This is a genomic window from Corynebacterium sp. UMB9976 (assembly GCF_030212265.1).
In the GTDB taxonomy this organism is placed as follows: Bacteria; Actinomycetota; Actinomycetes; order Mycobacteriales; family Mycobacteriaceae; genus Corynebacterium.
On record NZ_JASODY010000001.1, the window covers coordinates 17,828 to 34,615 of the forward strand.

Consider the following 16,788-nt stretch of genomic DNA (forward strand, 5'->3'; position numbering starts at 1 on the left):
AGAATAAGCAAGGAGCGCAGCGCGTGCCGAGCGGAGGCCTCATCTCCAGCGGTTTTCGGGTCCCCGGCGCCCAGGATCCGGAGTACGACCCCGAGGCGCTGACCAGCGCGTGGCAGAAGCATCACGGGGCAGCGCTAGGCGAAGCGACCCTAGCCTGACCGTGCACTACTGCAGCTGTGAGCGGCGTTGCTCCTGGTTGAGGAAGGTTCGCTCCGCCAGGGACTCCCCGGCACCGTCTTGCAGGTGGACGACGACGTCGAGGCCGAGCTCCTCGAGGGCTTCGACGTCCTCCCGGTACATCGCCACCGAGCTGATGGTGCAGTCTTCGGTGTCCACGTGGGAGGCGTGGATCTCCTTGACCGTGTCCACGTTCGCGTGCTGTGCGGGCATGGCGAGCATGATCATGTCGATCTGGTGGCTGTCCTTCACACGCTCCCAGAAGTCGATGTCCGTGGCGTCGCCCTCGACGACGTTGTAGCCGCGTTCCTGCAGGTGGCGTACCCGGGCGGGGTCGTGCTCCACGCCCAGGATCTTGGCCCCGTAGACCTCGCTGAGCTCGTTGTAACACGCAAGCCCGACGCGTCCGACGCCAAGCACCAGCGCGTGGGCGTCGCCGAGTTCGATGGGACGATCCTCCGGGTGGATCTTGTGCGGCGGGCGCACCGGCAGGAGCTTAGCCAGGTGGGTGGCGCGGGACACGCTCTGCGGGTTGAAGATCGCAGAGATGACGAAGCTGATGGAGACCGCAAGCACCAGGGAGAGCAGCCAGCGCTGGTTGAGCCAGCCATCCTGAACGCCGACGGCGGCGATGATGAGAGCGAACTCCGAGTAGTTGGCCAGCAGTAGTGCTGTGAGTACAGAGGTGCGGTTGCGCAGCCCCAGGGACCACAGGATCGCCCAGTAGGCGGCGGCCTGGACGGGGAGCAGGAGGAGGAGTAGGGCGGCGTCGGCAACGTTCTGCCAATTCGGCAGCCCCATGAATCCGATGTTGACGAAGAAGCCGACCAGCAGCAGCTCCTTGAGGGTGAACAGGGAGTGGCTGAGCTGCTCGGCACCGGGGGAGCGGGAGAGAACCACGCCCATAATCAGTGCGCCGAGGCTGCCGGAAAGCCCGACCCACTCGAAAAGCGCGTAGCCGGGGATCAGTGCCATGGCGATGCCGAATAGCGCGCCGAGTTCGCCGTGGCCGAGCTTGTACCAGCGACGTGTGGTCAGCGCGAGCAGCGGGACAATCACGACGAGCAGCAGGGAAGCCAGGTGTGGTGGCTCGCCCCGCAGGATGCTCATGAAGGCCACCGCGAGGATGTCCTGCATAATCAATACGCCGATACAGATATTGCCGTAAAGGGCCTGCTCGTCGCCTCGATCCTGCAGGATCTTGATGACCACGATGGTGCTGGAAAAGCTCAAGACCAGCGCGACGTTCACCGCCACCTGGAAACTGGTGGGGCCGAACGCCCCGAGCGCGCCGAGGGCGGTGATGAAGCCCGCGCCGATGAGCGTCATCACCAGCACGTGGGCACTGGCCGTGAGCCAGACTGCCTTATCGGTCAGGGCCTTTAGATCCAGGCGCAGGCCGATGGCAAAGAGCATGAGGGTCACGCCGATATCGGCGAAGAGGTCGAGGGACTCGACGTGCTCCACACCCGCGGCATGGAGAGCGAAACCGGCGGCGAGGAAGCCGATCAAGGGCGGTAGCCGCACGGCCCAGGCGATGAGTCCGCACACGAAGACCACGCCAAGGTAAGTCAGCAATAGTTCCATGAACGGTAGTGTGCCTCACAGCCAGGTCTTTCGCGCTGTATGAAACGCATTATTCATAGGGGTGTGTGAAGAATTGGCGCAGAATGGCGGGTTAGGATTTTTCGCATGACACTGACACAGCGCATCAAAGCCTGCCGCAGCAAAGCTGGGCTGTCCCAGTCGGAGCTCGCCGACCGGCTCGTGGTGGACCGGGAGGACGTGGCGGAGTGGGAGTCCGGACAGAGCTCTCCCGACATCGAGACCCTAAAGAGCCTTGCTGGCCTGTTCGGGGTTAGCACCAGCGACCTCCTCGGCAAAGACGGAGCGGTACTGGGCGCAAGAACCAACCGCGTGGCCGTCGACGTCCAGTCCCTAGAGAGGTCTGGGGGCAGGTTCCTCGCGAAGGGGACGAAGGCCCACACCGCGGTTCGGCAGGTCTTCCCGGACGCCGTGATCACACCACTGCTGCGGGAGAAGAAGAACACCAAGGGCGAATCGGCCGCCCGGTGGTTCACCGAGATCGCCTTCGACGGGGTGCCCAATTTCTTCTCTGAGGTGAAGAACTCCTTTAGCGGTGACTCCTTCTATCTCGTCGAGGACGCCAGCCGCCGGCTGCTCGTCCGCGTCACGAAGGATTCCGTAGAGAGCAGCGAGATCTTCGGGCAGGTGTCTCGGAGAAAGTTTTTCGTCGGCAGGAACTCGTTTATCAAGTTCGGCAGACCGCTGGCGAACTAGGGGCCTGGCCTGGGGTAGCAGCTAAGGCGGCGCGTGCCCACGCCGTGTGTGTTTTCCGGGCAGCAGGCTAGATCCAGCCATTCGCCTTCGCCAGGTGGGCAGCCTCGAAGCGGTTCCCCGCGCCGGTCTTCGACATGATGCTGGAGATATGATTGCGCACCGTGCCCGGCGAAAGGTGCAGGGCCTTGGCGATGGCGGGAGAGCTCTTTCCCTGGAAGAGCTGCTGGCAGACCTGCGTTTCCCGGTCGCTGAGGGGATTATCGGGAGCCAGCAGACTATCCCGGGCCAGCGTCGGGTCGATGACGCGCAGCCCGGCGTGCACCCGGCGGATTGCGTCGGCGAGCTCTTCGGGAGGGGTGTCCTTCACGATGAATCCGTCCACGCCGGCTTCCATCGCGCGCTTGACGTAGCCTGCCTTGCCGAAGGTCGTGACGATCAGGCATCGGCACGGGTGCCCGGCCAGTTCTTTGGCCACGTCCAGGCCGTTGAGCCCCGGCATCTCGATATCCAGGAGGGCCACGTCGACGGGGTGTTCCTGCACCAGGCGCAGGGCCTCGGCTCCCGTGGCGCACTCCGCAATAACCTCGATGTCCGGTTCCGCGCTGAGCAGCGCGACCAGCGCCCCGCGCACCAGCGACTGGTCCTCGGCGAGCAGCACTCGAATCGGGTTCATCGGTTTTCCTCCTCGCACGTGGCTCCGTCGTCAATGATCTCGCGATCCGCACCCATCGCGATCAGCACGGTGCTTAAGTCTCGTTCGCGGTGCACGATGAGCTGACCACCGGCCGCCTCAACGCGCTCGCGAAGCCCAGCCAGGCCGCCGTCGCCGTTGCGCGTCTCCTCGTCGCTGAATCCGCAGCCGTCGTCGGTGACCTGCAGCTTGTCACCGGTCACGGTGACCCAGCAGGTCCTGGCCCCGGAGTGGCGGACCACGTTGGTCGTCAGCTCGCGCAAACCCCAGGAAAAGATGACGTCATGAATTCCCGGTGGGGTGAGACGTTCGGGCAGATGCGCGGTGATTCCCTTCGTCTCTAGCGCTCGGCGCGCTCCCTGGAGTTCGCCGGCAAAGGTGGGTGTGCGCATCCGGGTCACGGTTGAGCGGACCTCGGCCAACGCCAGGCGGGAGAGCTCGCTGATGTCCTTGAGCTCCTGCTTTGCCTGCTCCGGGTTCTTCTCCATTGCCCGGCGCGCGACCTCGGATTTGAGGTTGATGACGGTCAACGAGTGGCCCAGCAGATCGTGGACGTCCGTGGCGATGTCCTCCCGCTGTTGGGCGAGATCGAGTTCGTGTTGGAGCTGGTGGCGGGACTCGTCGTACTGACTAAATACCCCCACCGCGACGAGCATCAGGGGGATGAAGAACAGGATGAAGGTCGACCAGCCGAGATTTTCCGGGGCCCGGAGCCACACCGCGATCGCCCCGACCGCGCCCGTGGCGAGCACGATGGGCAGGGACCGCCTGAGGGTGACCGTGAAACCCAACATTGCCGCCAGATAGGGGGCGAAGCTCATGGCACCCGTGTGGATCACTGGCACGCTGGTCAGCGCGATCGCCAACAGAACACCCCACCGGAGGAGCGCCTGCGGTAGTAGACCCCAGCCGCGCGGGAAGGTGCCCATCGAGCCGAAGGCGTAGAAGTAGACGGCGCTGAAAATCAGCACGCAGGCCGTCATCCAGGTTTTATCTCCGGCGCTAAACTCATCGCCCGCGTAGACCTGGAGCAGAACCGGCCCCAGGAACACCAGCCATATTGAGGCGAAGATCGCGTTGTTGAACTGGAACCCCTCGAAGGTACGCATCAGCTTCGGCTCTTGTCTCGCTTGCCCATCATGAGGCAGAAGCCCACGAAGATCGCCGTCCATACCGCGATGCTAACCCAGGCGTGCCACATCGGTTCGGTGATCAGCCCGGTGCCAACAACTTGGGCGCCTTCGGCCAGTGGCCAGCGCACCAGCATCATCGCCCCATACATCGGGGTGAACCTTCCGATATCCAGCAACGTCCCGCTCAGCGGCATGAATACGTTGCCTGCGAAGGCGAGGATCACGATGGATCCGGTGGCCACGCCGACTGTGTTCTCCTTGGGGACCATCAGCGTCCAGGCTAGGCCGTAGAAGCCGAAGGGGATGGAGCACAGCACGCACACGAGGAAGCTCAAGGCCCATTGCTCGGGCTGCATTTGCGCCCTCGTCAGCCCGCCGACGATGAACACAGCCACGATCGGCAGTACCGCGCGCACAGCGATGCTCACCGTGTTCGCGAACGCCAGCTGCCAGGGGCGCAGCGGTGTGAGTGCCAGCTGTCGGCCCCACCCGCTGCGGCTATCGGTGACGGCGGATCCTGCGGCGCCGACCGCGCCCACCACGCCGGCGTAGAAAGCCATCCCTAGCATGACGAATGCGGCGAGGTTGCCGCCGTTCATCTCCTGCTCGCCGTAGTCCTGCAACGCCCCGAAGATGAGGTAGAAGAAGATCGGCAGCCCGATGCTGAAGAACAGGGTGGTCATATCCCGGCGCAGGCGGAGGAGTTCGTGACCGGTGAATTTCAGGGTGGTGTTCATGGTTCTACGCCTCCTGGTTTTCTTGCGTTAGTGCGAGGAAGGTGTCTTCCAGGCTGTGGCTGCTGATGGCAAGGTTGCGGGCGTCGGTGCCGGTCAGCAGATAGCGGGCGAGCGCGTCGGAATCCTCGGTGGTGACAGTCAGGCGGTTGCCGTTGATGTCGCTGCCTGTCACCCCAGGCAGCCTGGTCAGGTCAGGGATTTCGCCCGGGAATTCGGCGGTGACCACCCGGTCGGCACTCATGTTCCGCAGTTCGGTGGTGGTGCCGTCGGCGATGATCTCGCCGTTGTTCATGAGGACGATGCGCTGGGCGAAGTTTTCTGCTTCCTCCAGGTAGTGGGTGGCGAAGATGATCGTTTTTCCTTGCCGTGCCTGGTGAGTCATGGAGTCCCAGAAGCGGCGACGTGCGCCGGCGTCCATCCCTGCGGTCGGTTCGTCCAGGATGAGGATCTCCGGGTTGCCGAGGATGGCTAGGGCGAAGCGGAGGCGCTGTTGTTCACCGCCGGAGCATTTGCCCACGCGCCGGGAGTAGATGGGCTCCAGGTTGGCCTGTGCGATGACGTCATTGAGGGGCAGGTGCTTCGGGAAGGTTGCGGCGATCATCTCCACGGTGTCTTTGACCGTGAGCTCGTTGAGCAGGCCGCCGGTCTGCATCAGCGCGCCGATGTGCTGTTTGTAAACGGCCTGCGTGGGGGAGAGACCCATGACGGTGACGGTGCCGGCCGTTGGGGTGGTCAGCCCCAGGATGAGGTCCAGTAGCGTGGTTTTACCCGCTCCGTTGGTGCCGAGGAGGGCGATAATCTCGCCCGGCTGGACGGTGAGGTTCGCGTTCTTCAGCGCGTGGACGGGGCGGCTGGAGCGCGGGTTGAAGGTTTTGCCGACTCCGGTGGCTTCTATTGCGTGGGTGGTGTGTGTCGTGCTCATGGTTTTCACGCTAGAAATCCAGCGTGGGGAGCAGACATATGTTCTGTCACCACTTGCCCGTGACTTTTGTCATGGGTCCCGCATTCGCTAGGCGCTAGGCGGGTTTCTTGGTCTTATCTCCTTGTCGCTGTTTCTCCGTCGTCGGCCTTTGGCAGGAAGCGGCGTTGTCAATCGGGTTGTTGGGAACGTCGACGTGAGGCTGGGGCGCCTACCTGCGGTCTTGCTTGTCACAGGAAGTGAGGGTGGGGGGCGAGGGGTGACCTGCTCTTAATTCGCAGGTGGGGGCGTTTCCGTGCCCCCGCTTAGGGGGTCGATAGTTTTGGGCAAATAAGTGCACTCGAAATGAATTGTTAGCGTCAAGGGTGCACCGATCAACCCCCGGGTGCGACACCTTCCACTAGTAAGGAGAACATCATGTTCGAGCTCATCTCTACCCTGTTTGACGTTCTTGTTGGCGCTATCAGCGGTGCTTTCCAGGCAATCGTTGCTGCGATCAAGGGCTAATATTGGACCGCCTTCGGGCGCGTCTGACCTCCTTCGGGCTTCGGCTCGGGGAGGTCTTTTTCTATTGCCGGGACTTTATCTGTCGGCGCTGGGACGCCAGCAGCCGCGCTGTCAGTGCGTCGGCCAGTGTCGATAGTAGCGGCAACGGAAATGCGCGGGCTGGACAAGTAGGGAAGTGGCCCCTGATCTCAATGTCCGTGCCAGATTTGTGCCAAATCCGTGGCTGCATCCGTGACTATGTGAGCTTTGCCATGGGGCTTGGGGGGGCGCTGGTTGACCTGCCCGTTGCTTCGACCTGCGGAAACGACTGAAGCCCTGGCCTTGCGGCCAGGGCTTCCTTCACGTGGTCGGACTGACAGGATTTGAACCTGCGACCCCTACACCCCCAGTGTAGTGCGCTACCAAACTGCGCCACAGCCCGTTACGCCCTGTAACAGTACAGCATGGTTCAGGGCGCGTACTAATCAGCCCCGCCAGTGGGCATTACTGCGGGTCAACCGGGGATTCCGTGACGATGATGCCGTCCGAGTCCGCGTACACGTACTCGCCCGGGTTGAACTCCACGCCACCGAAGCGCAGCACAACATCCTTCTCGCCCGCCCCCGTCTTCGTGGACTTGCGCGGGTTGGTGCCCAGCGCCTTGCAGCCGAAGTCCATCTCGCCGATGGCCTTGCTGTCGCGGATCGCGGCGTTGACGATCACACCCGCCCAGCCGTTCTCCTGCCCCAGGCCGGCGATGATGTCGCCCACCAGTGCGGTGTGCAGGGACTCCTGGCCATCGATGACCAACACGCCGCCCGGGTTCGGCTCGCTGAGGATGGACTTCAGCAGCGCATTGTCCTGGAAGCAGGACACCGTGGTGATGCGGCCGCAGAACTCGACCTTGCCGCCGAGGTCCTGGAACTGCGTGTCGCAGGACCGGGACTCCGTTCCGATGATGTCAACCAAGTCTGCCGTGGGGATAAAAGTGATCTCGCTCATAGCCTCTAAGCATAGGTGCTGGACCACCCCTGAACAGCAAGGTGCCCCACTTTGGGCGGGCATGTCCGGGCTGCCCGGTAAAGTGGACGGCGCATAAGCAAGCGTCGATCCGACACGAGGTTATAGAAGAGCACATGGCTGCATTTGACTGGTTCTGGCGTGCGATGGGCACGTCGCCGAAGAAGAATCAGAAGAAGTCCCGGGCGGTCGTCGCACAGGCCAACCCTGAGCGCTACACCGGCGCTACTGATGACGAGCTCCGCGCCGCCGCAGCAGACGCGGTTGTTAAGACAGGGGAGGGGGAGGACGGCCGCATCAAGGACGTCCCGCAGCTGCTCGCCGTCCTCCGGGAGGTCACCCGCCGCACCCTCGGCATCGCCCCCTTCGACGTCCAGCTCCAGGGCACCCTCGCCCTGCTCAACGGGGACGTCGCCGAAATGGCCACCGGTGAGGGCAAAACCCTGACCGGCGCGATGGCCACCATCGGCTACGCACTGCAGAGCAAGCGCGTGCACGTCATCACCGTCAACGGCTTCCTCGCCGCCCGCGACGACGAATGGATGGGCCCGATGTTCGACTTCTTCGGGCTCACCCACGGCGCCATCCAGGAGGAGCTGACCTCCGAGCAGCGCCGCGAGATCTACCAGCGGGACATCGTTTTCGGCGCGATCAACGAACTCGGCTTCGACGTCCTCCGCGACCACCTGGCCACCGAACGCGCTGAGGTCGTCCGCACCCCCGCGGACGTCGCCGTCATCGACGAGGCGGACTCCGTGCTCGTCGACGAAGCCCTCGTTCCACTCGTCCTCGCGGGTAGCGAGCCGGGCACCGCGCCAGCCGGGCAAATCACCCAGCTGGTCCAGCGGATGGAGGAAAACGAGCACTTCACCATCTCCCCGGACCGCCGCAACGTCTTCCTCACAGATAAGGGGTCGAAGTTCGTCGAGGACGCCCTCGGCATCGACTCCCTGTACTCGGAAGGCAAGGACGGCGAAGACGCCGGCCAGACGCTCGTCCAGGTCAATGTCGCCCTGCACGCCGAGCACCTGCTCATCCGGGACGTCCACTACATCGTCAAGGACGGCTCCGTCGCCCTCATCGACGGCTCGCGGGGCCGCATTGCCGACCTGCAGCGTTGGCCCGATGGCCTGCAGGCCGCGGTGGAGGCCAAGGAGGGGCTGCGCGTCACCGATGGTGGGCGCATCCTCGACCAGATCACCATCCAGGCCCTGATCGGCATGTACCCGACCGTCTGCGGCATGACCGGCACGGCCCTGGCGGCCGGGGACCAGCTGCGCCAGTTTTACGGCCTGCAGGTTTCGGTCATCGACCCGAACGTGCCGACCAAACGCTTCGACGAGGCCGACCGCATCTACGCCACCGACGAGGAACGCGACGCCGCCGTCATCGAGCACATCCTCGCGGTCCAGGAGACCGGCCAGCCGCAGCTCATCGGTACCCAGGACGTCGCCGCCTCCGAGCGCATCGCCGAGGCCCTCGCCGCCCGCGGCGTGGAGAGCTCGATCCTGAACGCGAAGAACCACGAGGCCGAGGCCGCCGTCGTCGCCGAAGCAGGGCGCCCCGGCCACGTCACCGTCTCCACCCAGATGGCAGGCCGCGGTACGGACATCAAGCTCGGCGGTAAGGACGAGTCCGCCCGCGACGCCGCCGTCGAGGCCGGGGGACTGCACGTGGTCGGCGTGGGACGCTTCCGCTCCCAGCGCCTGGACAACCAGCTGCGCGGGCGCGCGGGCCGCCAGGGCGATCCCGGTAGCTCGGTCTTCTTCGTCTCCCTGCAGGATGATGTCGTGGAAACCGGCGGTGCCGGGGAGAGCCTGGAGGCCCAGCCGGACGCGAGCGGTCGCCTGAATCAGAAGAAGGTCGCGAACTTCGTCGATCACTGCCAGCGCGTCACCGAAGGCCAGATGCTGGACATCCACGCCACGACCTGGAAGTACAACAAGCTCATCAAGGACCAGCGGGACATTATCGATGCCCGCCGTCAGAAGCTACTGGACACCGATGCTGCCTGGCAGGAGCTCGCCGACGCGCAGCCACAGAAGGCCGCCAGCCTCCAGGAGCAGGGCATCGAGCAGACCGTGCTGGAGCAATCGGCCCGCGCGATCATGCTCTTCCATCTGGACCTGGAATGGAGCGAGCACCTGGCCTACCTGGACGACATCCGGGAGTCCATCCACCTGCGCGCCATTGCCCGGGAGTCGCCCATCGACGAGTTCCACCGCATGTCCATCGCCGCGTTCGGCGACTTGGCAGCCCGTGCGGTGAACAAGGCGGAGGACACCTTTGCTGAGGCGGAATTCACCAGCGAAGGCGTGGATCTGGATGGCCTCGGCCTCCACAAGCCGTCTGCGACCTGGACTTATATGGTCAACGACAATCCGCTTTCCAGCGGTGGCGGCTCGTTGATCGGCTCTGTGGCGCAGATGTTCAGATAGTTATGAACTTGTGAAAACAACCGCGGTGACTCTCCATCGCTTGCGGGGTAGTATTGTGTTGTCGTTAGCCAAATACGTTCCAGAGAGGATCTCACTATGAGCCAGAACACCGGTAAGCCGGAGGCATCTGTCGAGACCACATCGGTGTTTCGCGCGGACCTCCTGAAGGAGATGGAGTCCGGCGCCCAGGCCGACGCATCTCCTTCCGGTGTCGAGGGGTTGCCGGAGGGCTCCGCCCTTCTCGTGGTGAAGCGCGGCCCGAACGCCGGTTCCCGCTTCCTCCTCGATCAGGAGACCACCGCCGCTGGCCGTCACCCGGACAGCGACATCTTCTTGGACGACGTCACCGTCTCCCGTCGCCACGCCGAGTTCCGCCGTAACGGTGCGGACTACGAGGTCGTGGACGTCGGCTCCCTGAACGGCACCTACGTCAACCGCGAGCCGAAGAACTCTGCGGTCCTGTCCAACGGTGACGAGATCCAGATCGGCAAGTTCCGCCTCGTGTTCCTGAACGGCGCGAAGGAAAGCTAAAACCCGTGGCGGCACAAGAAGGTAACGCAGCGAAGAAGCTGCTCGAGCAGAACCCGGCGCAGACCGGGGAGAAGGTGCTTCCCACCGCCTCCATTGGCGATGTGCTGAAGCAGCTGAAGCCGGACTTCCCGGATGTGACGGTCTCCAAGATCCGCTTCCTGGAGTCCGAGGGGCTCATCACCCCTCGCCGTAGCCAGTCCGGCTACCGCCGCTTCTCCCCGGAGGACATCCAGCGTCTGCGCTACATCCTGACCCACCAGCGTGATAACTACCTGCCGCTGAAGGTCATCAAGGAGCAGCTCGATGCGATGGACGCCGGGAAGGTCACCCCGGTCTACGCCAAGCGCCAGATCGCCGGTGCGATGTCCGCGGAGCAGTTCCGCACCTCGGAGCCACGCCGCCTGACGCGTGCGGACCTGACGGCGCGTGCTGGTGTGGAGGACTCCTTCACCGGTAGCCTGATCCGCCTCGGCCTGGTCATGGCCGACCAGTCCGGTTTCTTCAGCGTGGACGACATTACGATCGTGCAGCTGGCGGACCGGCTCAGCGAGTTCGGCCTCGACGGCCGCCACCTGAAGGCCATGATGACCATCGCGCACCGCCAGCTCGACCTGGTCTCCCGCGTTTCTGATCCGCTGAAGCACGCCCGCGACGAAAACGCGCGCCAGCGCTCCGCGGAAACGGCTCGCGAGGTCTCTGCGCTGTTGCTCTCCCTCAACGCCGCCATCGTGAAGGGCAACCTCGACTAGATTCTCTAGAGCTTTTGGGCCCGCGCCTACCTCCTACAAAGGGGAGGGGCGCGGGCCTTAGTTTTTTTGGTGGAAGGCGACCCCGGGGGCGTCCGCAAAAGTTATCTGACACGCGTGTTGTTACACATGTGTCGTTTGTTGTGGATGTTAATGTTAACCTTGAACTTGAACTTAAGGGTTTGCGGTTGACGTGTCCGCCGACCCGGCTATTCTTTAACTAACAAGAGGGGACCGCGTAAGCGGCCACGGTCAGGAGAAGCGAATGGGTACGAACGAAGGCCAGCAGGATGCACTCTTCGATGTGCACGGGCCAGACTATGAGGTGGGCTACCGCGTGCCCATCGCATGCCAGGTCGCAGGTATTACTTACCGTCAGCTCGACTACTGGGCACGCACCGACCTGGTGAAGCCCTCCATCCGTAACGCCTCCGGCTCCGGTTCCCAGCGCCTGTACTCCTTCCGCGACATCCTCGTGCTGAAGATCGTCAAGGGCCTGCTGGATACCGGCATCTCCCTGCAGAACATCCGCAAGGCAGTCAGCAAGCTGGAGAACCTCGGCGTGGATGACCTCGCCGGCCTGACCCTCGTCTCCGACGGCACGACCGTCTACGAGTGCCGTTCCTCCGAGGAGGTCATCGACCTGCTCAATGGTGGCCAGGGCGTGTTCGGCATCGCCGTTCCAGGCCTGATGAAGGAGCTCAGTGGCGACATCACGAGCTTCCCATCGGAGAAGATTTCCCAGGACCCGGCGATCGACGAGCTCGCCGAGCGTCGCCGCCGCCGTCGCCTGGCCTAGGCCGCAGCCTTCGAGAAACTTTTAAGCCTCGCTGCCCCCTGACCGCAGCGGGGCTTAAAGAATATCCTTCAGTACCCCGTCCACGGCCTTCGCGTCGCGGGCGGGGTAGAACTTTCCGCCCGTCGCCTCCGCGATCTGCGTGAGTTCGTCTACGGAAACATCGCCACCGATACCCACGATGTCCACCCGCACCTGCGGGTTGGCCGCCGCCAGCTGGGCCTTCAGCTGCTCGACGGAGAGCCCGTCCTGGTTCTTACCTGCCAGCACCACGACCATGCGGCCGGCTGGCTTCTCCGCGCCCGCCGCCGCAGCGGAATCCACCGCCGCCTTGTGAGCGGCCGAGATGGAAACGTTGGCGTGGTTGCCGCCGCCCACATTCAGCTGATCCAGCACCGCACCGGCGCCCGCCCCACCATCGCGGGCCGAGAGGTCGACGTTCACGCGGTATGGAGTGCGTGCCCCGGGGGAGAGCTGCGAAGAGTAGTTCCACAGGCTCACCGCACCCTCGTTCTCGCCAACCCTCTGGAAGGCAGAGTGCAGTGCACCGCGCACCACGTCGAGACGGCGCGCATCGCCCTCGACGACACCCATCGCGTCGGAGGTATCCAGCAGGAAGGTGACGTCCGTGCCACGGGCCAGCGCCGGCTTCTTTGCCTTATCCTTGCCCTTCTTGGAGCCCTTAGCCTTCTCGTCCTCGGCTCTTTTCGCGTCCTTAGCGCCGTCGCCCTTGCCGCCGGTCAGCGTGGCCACCTCGGTGGTCGGCAGCTTCTGCTCCTCAACCGCGAAGCTGGTGAAGTCTGAAGCCGCACGCTGGCCAAGCTCCGGCACCCGGTCGCCGGCCTCAAGGCGGAGCACCGGTCGGGCTGGATCGCCGACCGTCGGGGCCTTGCTACCAGCCACCCGCACGCCGTGATCCTTCGCGGCCGGAAGGACTGCCGCGGCGTCCTCCGGAACCCACGCTGCAGGGACCTCAGAGTCCAGCTTGGACAGGCCGTCGCGGTCCGCGACCTCGGAGACAGCGGCGGTGACGCAGTGATCGGCGACGACCCGGTCGGCGTCGTTATACGCGTTTGCGAGGTCCTCTGCCGCCGACTTGGCCTTGGGGGCGGCCCAGACGCTCAGTTCGTAGTCGCCTTCCGCGCACTCCTCGGCGGCCACCGTCTCCTGGTTATTCTTCGACACCGCTGACCAGCCGATGATCAGTGCGGTGACCAGCACGACCGCGATCAGCACGGCCCAGACCCACCCGGCGACCTTGAAGTTATTCTCACCATTCGCGTGACGCGCCATCGACCCTCCAAAAATCGTGTTCAACCCTTCAGTTTAGTGCAGTTCGGTGCACCCCAGCCGTCGATCACATGCCCGGCGCGTCCTGCGTCGGCTGCTGGGGGTGGTCCTCGTGGCTGAGCAGCAGATCCAGAATCTCCAGCAGCTCGCCGCGCAGCTCCTGGGCCCTGGTCGTCAGCTCTCGCTGGCGGCGGACGTACTCCGCCTTTCCTTCGGCCGTCCCGATGCGCACCGGCTCGAAACCCCATTCCCGCAGGTCATAGGGGCTGGCCTCCATGTCCAGCTGCCGGAAGTCCCGAGCCAGCTCGAAGCAATCCACCCACAGCTCGCCCGGCACCACCGGGCCCAGCTTGGTCGCCCACTTGTACAAGTCCATGCCCGCGTGCAGACAGCCCGGCTGCTCAAAGAGTTCCTGGCTTTCCCTGGTGAGCTGATTCGCATTCATCGGCGCGGAAGAAGAGGTGAAGAACCGGAAGGCGTCGAAGTGCGTGCACTTCAGCTCGTGGGATTCCACGACCTCGTTGGTGCCAGCCGCACCCAGCCGAAGCGGCTCCGGGTGCCGCGGGGCATCCCGGTAAACCATGGCCCATTCGTGCAGCCCGAAGCAGCTTAAGACCGCAGGCCGGGCAGCCGTCGCCGCGAGCAGCCGCCGGATGAACCGGGCGGTCTTGCCCCGGCGGAACAGAAACGCCGCTGGATCCAGCACCCAGGTATTCCCAACGCGGTGGTAGAAGTCCTTCACCTGCGGCAAGCCCTCCACCGGTTCGTCCGGGTGGATCTCCAGCGCGGTGCCCAGCCCCGGGTGCCACTTCTTCAGCTTCCCAGGGGTTACCGGGTAGTAGCTGAACAAGAAGTCCCACACCGGGTGGCGTTCACCCTGCTTGCGGCGCGCCTGGTGTGCCGCGGTCAGCGATTCCACTCGCTGCTGGTGGACAGCCTCGCGGGCCTGCCAATCATCCCAGCCCAGCACACGCTCGGCCGGGCGGGTGGGGGATAGCTGCGTATCAATAGCCATGCAGGCCTTTGCCGCCTCCTTTTCTCTTCGGGGGGACCTAGTGCTTCTAGTCGTGGGTCCAGTCGCGGACAGTGCCCACGAGCTCCTCGATGATGTCCTCCAGCATCACCAGACCGATGGTGCGCCCGTTCTCCACGACCGCGGCCACGTGCGAGGAGTTCACGCGCATCGCGCGCATCGCCAGGTCGAAGTTCTGCGTGCTCGTCACGGTGATCAGCGGGCGGATGGGGACGGCGACGTCGCGGTCGGCGAGGAAGTCGTCCAGCGCGTCCTTGACGTGCACGTAACCCAACCAGGTGCCGTTCGAATCGGCGACAGGGAAGCGGGAAAAACCCGTCTCCACCACCGCCCGGTGCACCTCCATGACCGTCGGTCCGGACGCACCGAAGGGCAGGGCGTAGACATCCTCACGGGGGATGAGGACCTCGCCCATCGCGCGGCGGGAACTAGCCAAAGCGTTGGAGATGCGGTCCGCCTCGTCGGCGGCGATCAGCCCCTCGGAACGGGACTCCGCGATCATGTTCGCCAACTCGTGCGGCGAGACCGTGGAGTCCAGCTCATCCTTCTGCTCGACACCGAAGGCGTGCAGCACGGTGCGGGCCATCCAGTTCAGCACGACCATGATCGGGTGCGTGACCTTAACGAATGCCAGGTGCGGCAGAACCAGGTACGTACCCACCGTCTCCGGTCCAGCGAGCGCGATATTCTTCGGCACCATCTCGCCCAGCACGATGTGCAGCATCGTGATCAGCAGCAGCGCAATGGTAAAGCCGATCGGGTGGACGAAACTCTCCGGCAGCCCCAGGGCCGCCAGCGGGGCCTCGATGAGGTGGGCGATCGCCGGCTCGCCGATCATGCCCAACAGGACGGAGGCGATGGTGATACCGAACTGCGCGCCCGCCAGCATGATGGTCAGATGCTCGACGGCGTAGCGGACCTTCTTCGCCCGCTGGTTACCCGAGGCGATCATCGAGTCCAGGCGGTCCTTGCGGGAGGAGATCAGCGCGAACTCCACCGCCACGAAGAAGGCGTTGACCAGGATCAGAAAAGCGGCAAGAAGAATGCCCCACAAATCACCCATTAGTTTTCACCCTCCTCGTCGATGTACTCTGCGGCCTGTTCCTCGGTGATCGGGCTCAGGATCACCCGGTCGACGCGGTGTTTATCCATCGAGATCACGCGGGCCAACCAGCGGTTGTTCAGCCCGCTTTCAAACGAGTCCCGGAGTTCCCGCTCGGAGCGGGGGAGGACCACCTGGTCACCCTCCACCGGCACCCTGCCCAGGGCAGACATCACGAGCCCACCGAGGGTTTCATAGGGGCCGTCCGGGGCGGTGTAGCCGACTTCCTCGAAGATCTCGTCGGTACGGACCAGGCCGGACATCTCCCACATCTGCCCGGTGCGGCGGACCTCGGCGTCCTCGTCCTTATCGTCATACTCATCCCAGACCTCGCCGACGATTTCCTCGACGACGTCCTCGATGGTGATGATGCCGGAGGTTCCGCCGTACTCGTCCGCGACGAGAATCAGCTGCGAACCGGCGGAGCGCACGCTCTGCAGGACGGCCTCGCCACCCAGGCTTTCTGGGACGGTGGGGACGGGGCGGGCGAGGCGTTTGACGGTGGTCGTCGCCAGCCGCTCCGGCTGTAGCGCGACCGCGTCCTTGACGTGGACGACGCCGATCGTGTCGTCCAAATCGCCACGGGTAACGGGGAAGCGGGAGTGGCCGGTCTCCATTGCGAGCAGGATCAGCTTGTCGGCGGTGTCCTCTTCATCCAGCGACTCGACGGTGGAGCGCGGCGTCATGATGTCGTCGGCCGAGATGTCCCGGAATCGCAGGGAACGGTCCAGGATCTGTGCCTTGGCCTGCGTGAACTCGCCGGTGCCGGCGGAGGACTTCACGATGGCGGCAAGCTCCTTCGGGCTACGGGCGCTCGCGAGCTCATCGGCCGGTTCGATGCCGAAGCGGTGCAGTACAAAGTTGGCGAGGTTGTTGAGCCAGGAGATGAAGCCGCGGAAGAACTGGTTGAAGGCCCACACCGGGCGGATGGTGAAGCGCGCGACCTTCAGCGGGTCGGTGATCGCCAGGTTCTTCGGCACCAGCTCGCCGAAGATCATGGAGAGGGCCGTGGCCAGGATGACCGCGAGGGTCAGCGCGATCGCCATCGAGGCGGAGTGCGGGATGCCGAACAGATCCAGCATCGGGGTGAAGAACTTCGCCAGGATCGGTTCGGCGAGGAAGCCAGTGGCCAGGGTCGTGATCGTGATGCCCAGCTGGGCTCCGGAAAGCAGCAGCGAGAGCTCGCCGTGAGCCTTTTGGATAAGGCGTGCCGGGCCGTCATTCTTGTCCTTAACGTGTTGGTCGATGGTCGATCTTTCGAGACCGGTGATGGCGAACTCGATCCCGACGAACAGCCCGGTGCCCGCGGTCAATGCAATGAAGCCCGCGAGGCCGAGAATGCTCAGCAGTATGTCCATATTCTTGAGAAGTTGTCCTTGGCGAGGAGT

At 64.3% G+C, this 16,788-nt stretch carries 16 protein-coding genes and 1 tRNA gene; 6 read left to right on the forward strand and 11 right to left on the reverse strand.

Annotation, left to right across the window (positions count from 1 at the left end; all coding sequences use genetic code 11):
- Window positions 1-23: 23 nt before the first annotated feature.
- A complete protein-coding gene (locus QP140_RS00085; protein ID WP_246821155.1) occupies window positions 24-158 on the forward strand; it encodes a DUF4300 family protein in 135 nt (44 codons plus the stop codon).
- Between the two features lie 7 nt (window positions 159-165).
- Here the strand turns inward: QP140_RS00085 and QP140_RS00090 are convergent, their stop codons facing one another.
- Window positions 166-1,764, reverse strand: coding sequence for a cation:proton antiporter family protein (locus QP140_RS00090; protein WP_284757374.1), 1,599 nt, complete (start codon window positions 1,762-1,764; stop codon window positions 166-168).
- A 105-nt stretch (window positions 1,765-1,869) separates the two neighbouring features.
- Between QP140_RS00090 and QP140_RS00095 the strand changes: the two genes are divergently transcribed.
- Window positions 1,870-2,478, forward strand: coding sequence for a helix-turn-helix domain-containing protein (locus QP140_RS00095; RefSeq protein ID WP_284757375.1), 609 nt, complete (start codon window positions 1,870-1,872; stop codon window positions 2,476-2,478).
- Window positions 2,479-2,545: 67 nt separating this feature from the next.
- Here the strand turns inward: QP140_RS00095 and QP140_RS00100 are convergent, their stop codons facing one another.
- The 6 genes from QP140_RS00100 to rraA all read right to left on the reverse strand — a co-directional run bounded on the left by QP140_RS00100 (window position 2,546) and on the right by rraA (window position 7,446).
- Complete coding sequence (locus tag QP140_RS00100) at window positions 2,546-3,151, reverse strand: response regulator transcription factor (protein ID WP_284757377.1); 606 nt, start codon at window positions 3,149-3,151, stop codon at window positions 2,546-2,548.
- Window positions 3,148-4,341 (reverse strand): sensor histidine kinase, encoded by a 1,194-nt coding sequence (locus QP140_RS00105; RefSeq protein WP_284757379.1) that lies wholly within the window; start codon window positions 4,339-4,341, stop codon window positions 3,148-3,150. The genes QP140_RS00100 and QP140_RS00105 overlap by 4 nt, the downstream gene beginning before the upstream one ends.
- A complete protein-coding gene (locus tag QP140_RS00110) occupies window positions 4,278-5,039 on the reverse strand; it encodes an ABC transporter permease (RefSeq protein ID WP_284757381.1) in 762 nt (253 codons plus the stop codon). Before QP140_RS00110 ends, QP140_RS00105 begins: the two co-directional genes overlap by 64 nt.
- 4 nt (window positions 5,040-5,043) lie before the next feature.
- Window positions 5,044-5,961 (reverse strand): ABC transporter ATP-binding protein, encoded by a 918-nt coding sequence (locus QP140_RS00115; protein ID WP_284757383.1) that lies wholly within the window; start codon window positions 5,959-5,961, stop codon window positions 5,044-5,046.
- An 848-nt stretch (window positions 5,962-6,809) separates the two neighbouring features.
- Window positions 6,810-6,886, reverse strand: a tRNA-Pro gene (locus tag QP140_RS00120).
- Window positions 6,887-6,948: 62 nt separating this feature from the next.
- Entirely contained in the window at window positions 6,949-7,446 is a 498-nt protein-coding gene (gene rraA / locus QP140_RS00125) for a ribonuclease E activity regulator RraA (RefSeq protein ID WP_284757385.1), read from the reverse strand.
- A gap of 134 nt (window positions 7,447-7,580) precedes the next feature.
- Between rraA and secA2 the strand changes: the two genes are divergently transcribed.
- From secA2 to QP140_RS00145, 4 genes are all read left to right on the forward strand, one after another.
- Window positions 7,581-9,902 (forward strand): accessory Sec system translocase SecA2, encoded by a 2,322-nt coding sequence (secA2, locus tag QP140_RS00130; RefSeq protein ID WP_284757386.1) that lies wholly within the window; start codon window positions 7,581-7,583, stop codon window positions 9,900-9,902.
- A gap of 96 nt (window positions 9,903-9,998) precedes the next feature.
- Window positions 9,999-10,433, forward strand: coding sequence for an oxoglutarate dehydrogenase inhibitor Odhl (gene odhI, locus QP140_RS00135; protein ID WP_070759131.1), 435 nt, complete (start codon window positions 9,999-10,001; stop codon window positions 10,431-10,433).
- A 5-nt stretch (window positions 10,434-10,438) separates the two neighbouring features.
- Window positions 10,439-11,182, forward strand: coding sequence for a transcriptional regulator FtsR (gene ftsR, locus QP140_RS00140; RefSeq protein ID WP_012360320.1), 744 nt, complete (start codon window positions 10,439-10,441; stop codon window positions 11,180-11,182).
- A gap of 262 nt (window positions 11,183-11,444) precedes the next feature.
- Window positions 11,445-11,978, forward strand: coding sequence for a MerR family transcriptional regulator (locus QP140_RS00145; RefSeq protein ID WP_070759129.1), 534 nt, complete (start codon window positions 11,445-11,447; stop codon window positions 11,976-11,978).
- Window positions 11,979-12,032: 54 nt separating this feature from the next.
- Here the strand turns inward: QP140_RS00145 and QP140_RS00150 are convergent, their stop codons facing one another.
- From QP140_RS00150 to QP140_RS00165, 4 genes are all read right to left on the reverse strand, one after another.
- Window positions 12,033-13,268 carry a vWA domain-containing protein gene (locus QP140_RS00150; protein ID WP_284757390.1) on the reverse strand — a complete coding sequence of 412 codons (1,236 nt, stop codon included), beginning with the start codon at window positions 13,266-13,268 and terminating at the stop codon, window positions 12,033-12,035.
- Between the two features lie 64 nt (window positions 13,269-13,332).
- Entirely contained in the window at window positions 13,333-14,280 is a 948-nt protein-coding gene (locus QP140_RS00155; RefSeq protein WP_284757391.1) for a 3-methyladenine DNA glycosylase, read from the reverse strand.
- Between the two features lie 46 nt (window positions 14,281-14,326).
- On the reverse strand, window positions 14,327-15,361 hold the full coding sequence (locus QP140_RS00160) for a hemolysin family protein (RefSeq protein ID WP_012360316.1): 1,035 nt from the start codon (window positions 15,359-15,361) through the stop codon (window positions 14,327-14,329).
- On the reverse strand, window positions 15,361-16,758 hold the full coding sequence (locus QP140_RS00165) for a hemolysin family protein (RefSeq protein WP_284757393.1): 1,398 nt from the start codon (window positions 16,756-16,758) through the stop codon (window positions 15,361-15,363). The genes QP140_RS00160 and QP140_RS00165 overlap by 1 nt, the downstream gene beginning before the upstream one ends.
- Window positions 16,759-16,788: the final 30 nt, after the last annotated feature.

Coding starts and splice junctions, on each gene's coding strand:
- secA2 (WP_284757386.1), top strand. CDS start 7,581: ATGGCTGCATTTGACTGGTTCTGGCGTGCGATGGGCACGTCGCCGAAG.
- QP140_RS00150 (WP_284757390.1), bottom strand. CDS start 13,268: ATGGCGCGTCACGCGAATGGTGAGAATAACTTCAAGGTCGCCGGGTGG.
- rraA (WP_284757385.1), bottom strand. CDS start 7,446: ATGAGCGAGATCACTTTTATCCCCACGGCAGACTTGGTTGACATCATC.
- QP140_RS00095 (WP_284757375.1), top strand. CDS start 1,870: ATGACACTGACACAGCGCATCAAAGCCTGCCGCAGCAAAGCTGGGCTG.
- QP140_RS00165 (WP_284757393.1), bottom strand. CDS start 16,758: ATGGACATACTGCTGAGCATTCTCGGCCTCGCGGGCTTCATTGCATTG.
- QP140_RS00100 (WP_284757377.1), bottom strand. CDS start 3,151: ATGAACCCGATTCGAGTGCTGCTCGCCGAGGACCAGTCGCTGGTGCGC.
- QP140_RS00105 (WP_284757379.1), bottom strand. CDS start 4,341: ATGGACGGCGATCTTCGTGGGCTTCTGCCTCATGATGGGCAAGCGAGA.
- QP140_RS00115 (WP_284757383.1), bottom strand. CDS start 5,961: ATGAGCACGACACACACCACCCACGCAATAGAAGCCACCGGAGTCGGC.
- QP140_RS00145 (WP_070759129.1), top strand. CDS start 11,445: ATGGGTACGAACGAAGGCCAGCAGGATGCACTCTTCGATGTGCACGGG.
- QP140_RS00110 (WP_284757381.1), bottom strand. CDS start 5,039: ATGAACACCACCCTGAAATTCACCGGTCACGAACTCCTCCGCCTGCGC.
- QP140_RS00155 (WP_284757391.1), bottom strand. CDS start 14,280: ATGGCTATTGATACGCAGCTATCCCCCACCCGCCCGGCCGAGCGTGTG.
- QP140_RS00090 (WP_284757374.1), bottom strand. CDS start 1,764: ATGGAACTATTGCTGACTTACCTTGGCGTGGTCTTCGTGTGCGGACTC.
- odhI (WP_070759131.1), top strand. CDS start 9,999: ATGAGCCAGAACACCGGTAAGCCGGAGGCATCTGTCGAGACCACATCG.
- QP140_RS00160 (WP_012360316.1), bottom strand. CDS start 15,361: ATGGGTGATTTGTGGGGCATTCTTCTTGCCGCTTTTCTGATCCTGGTC.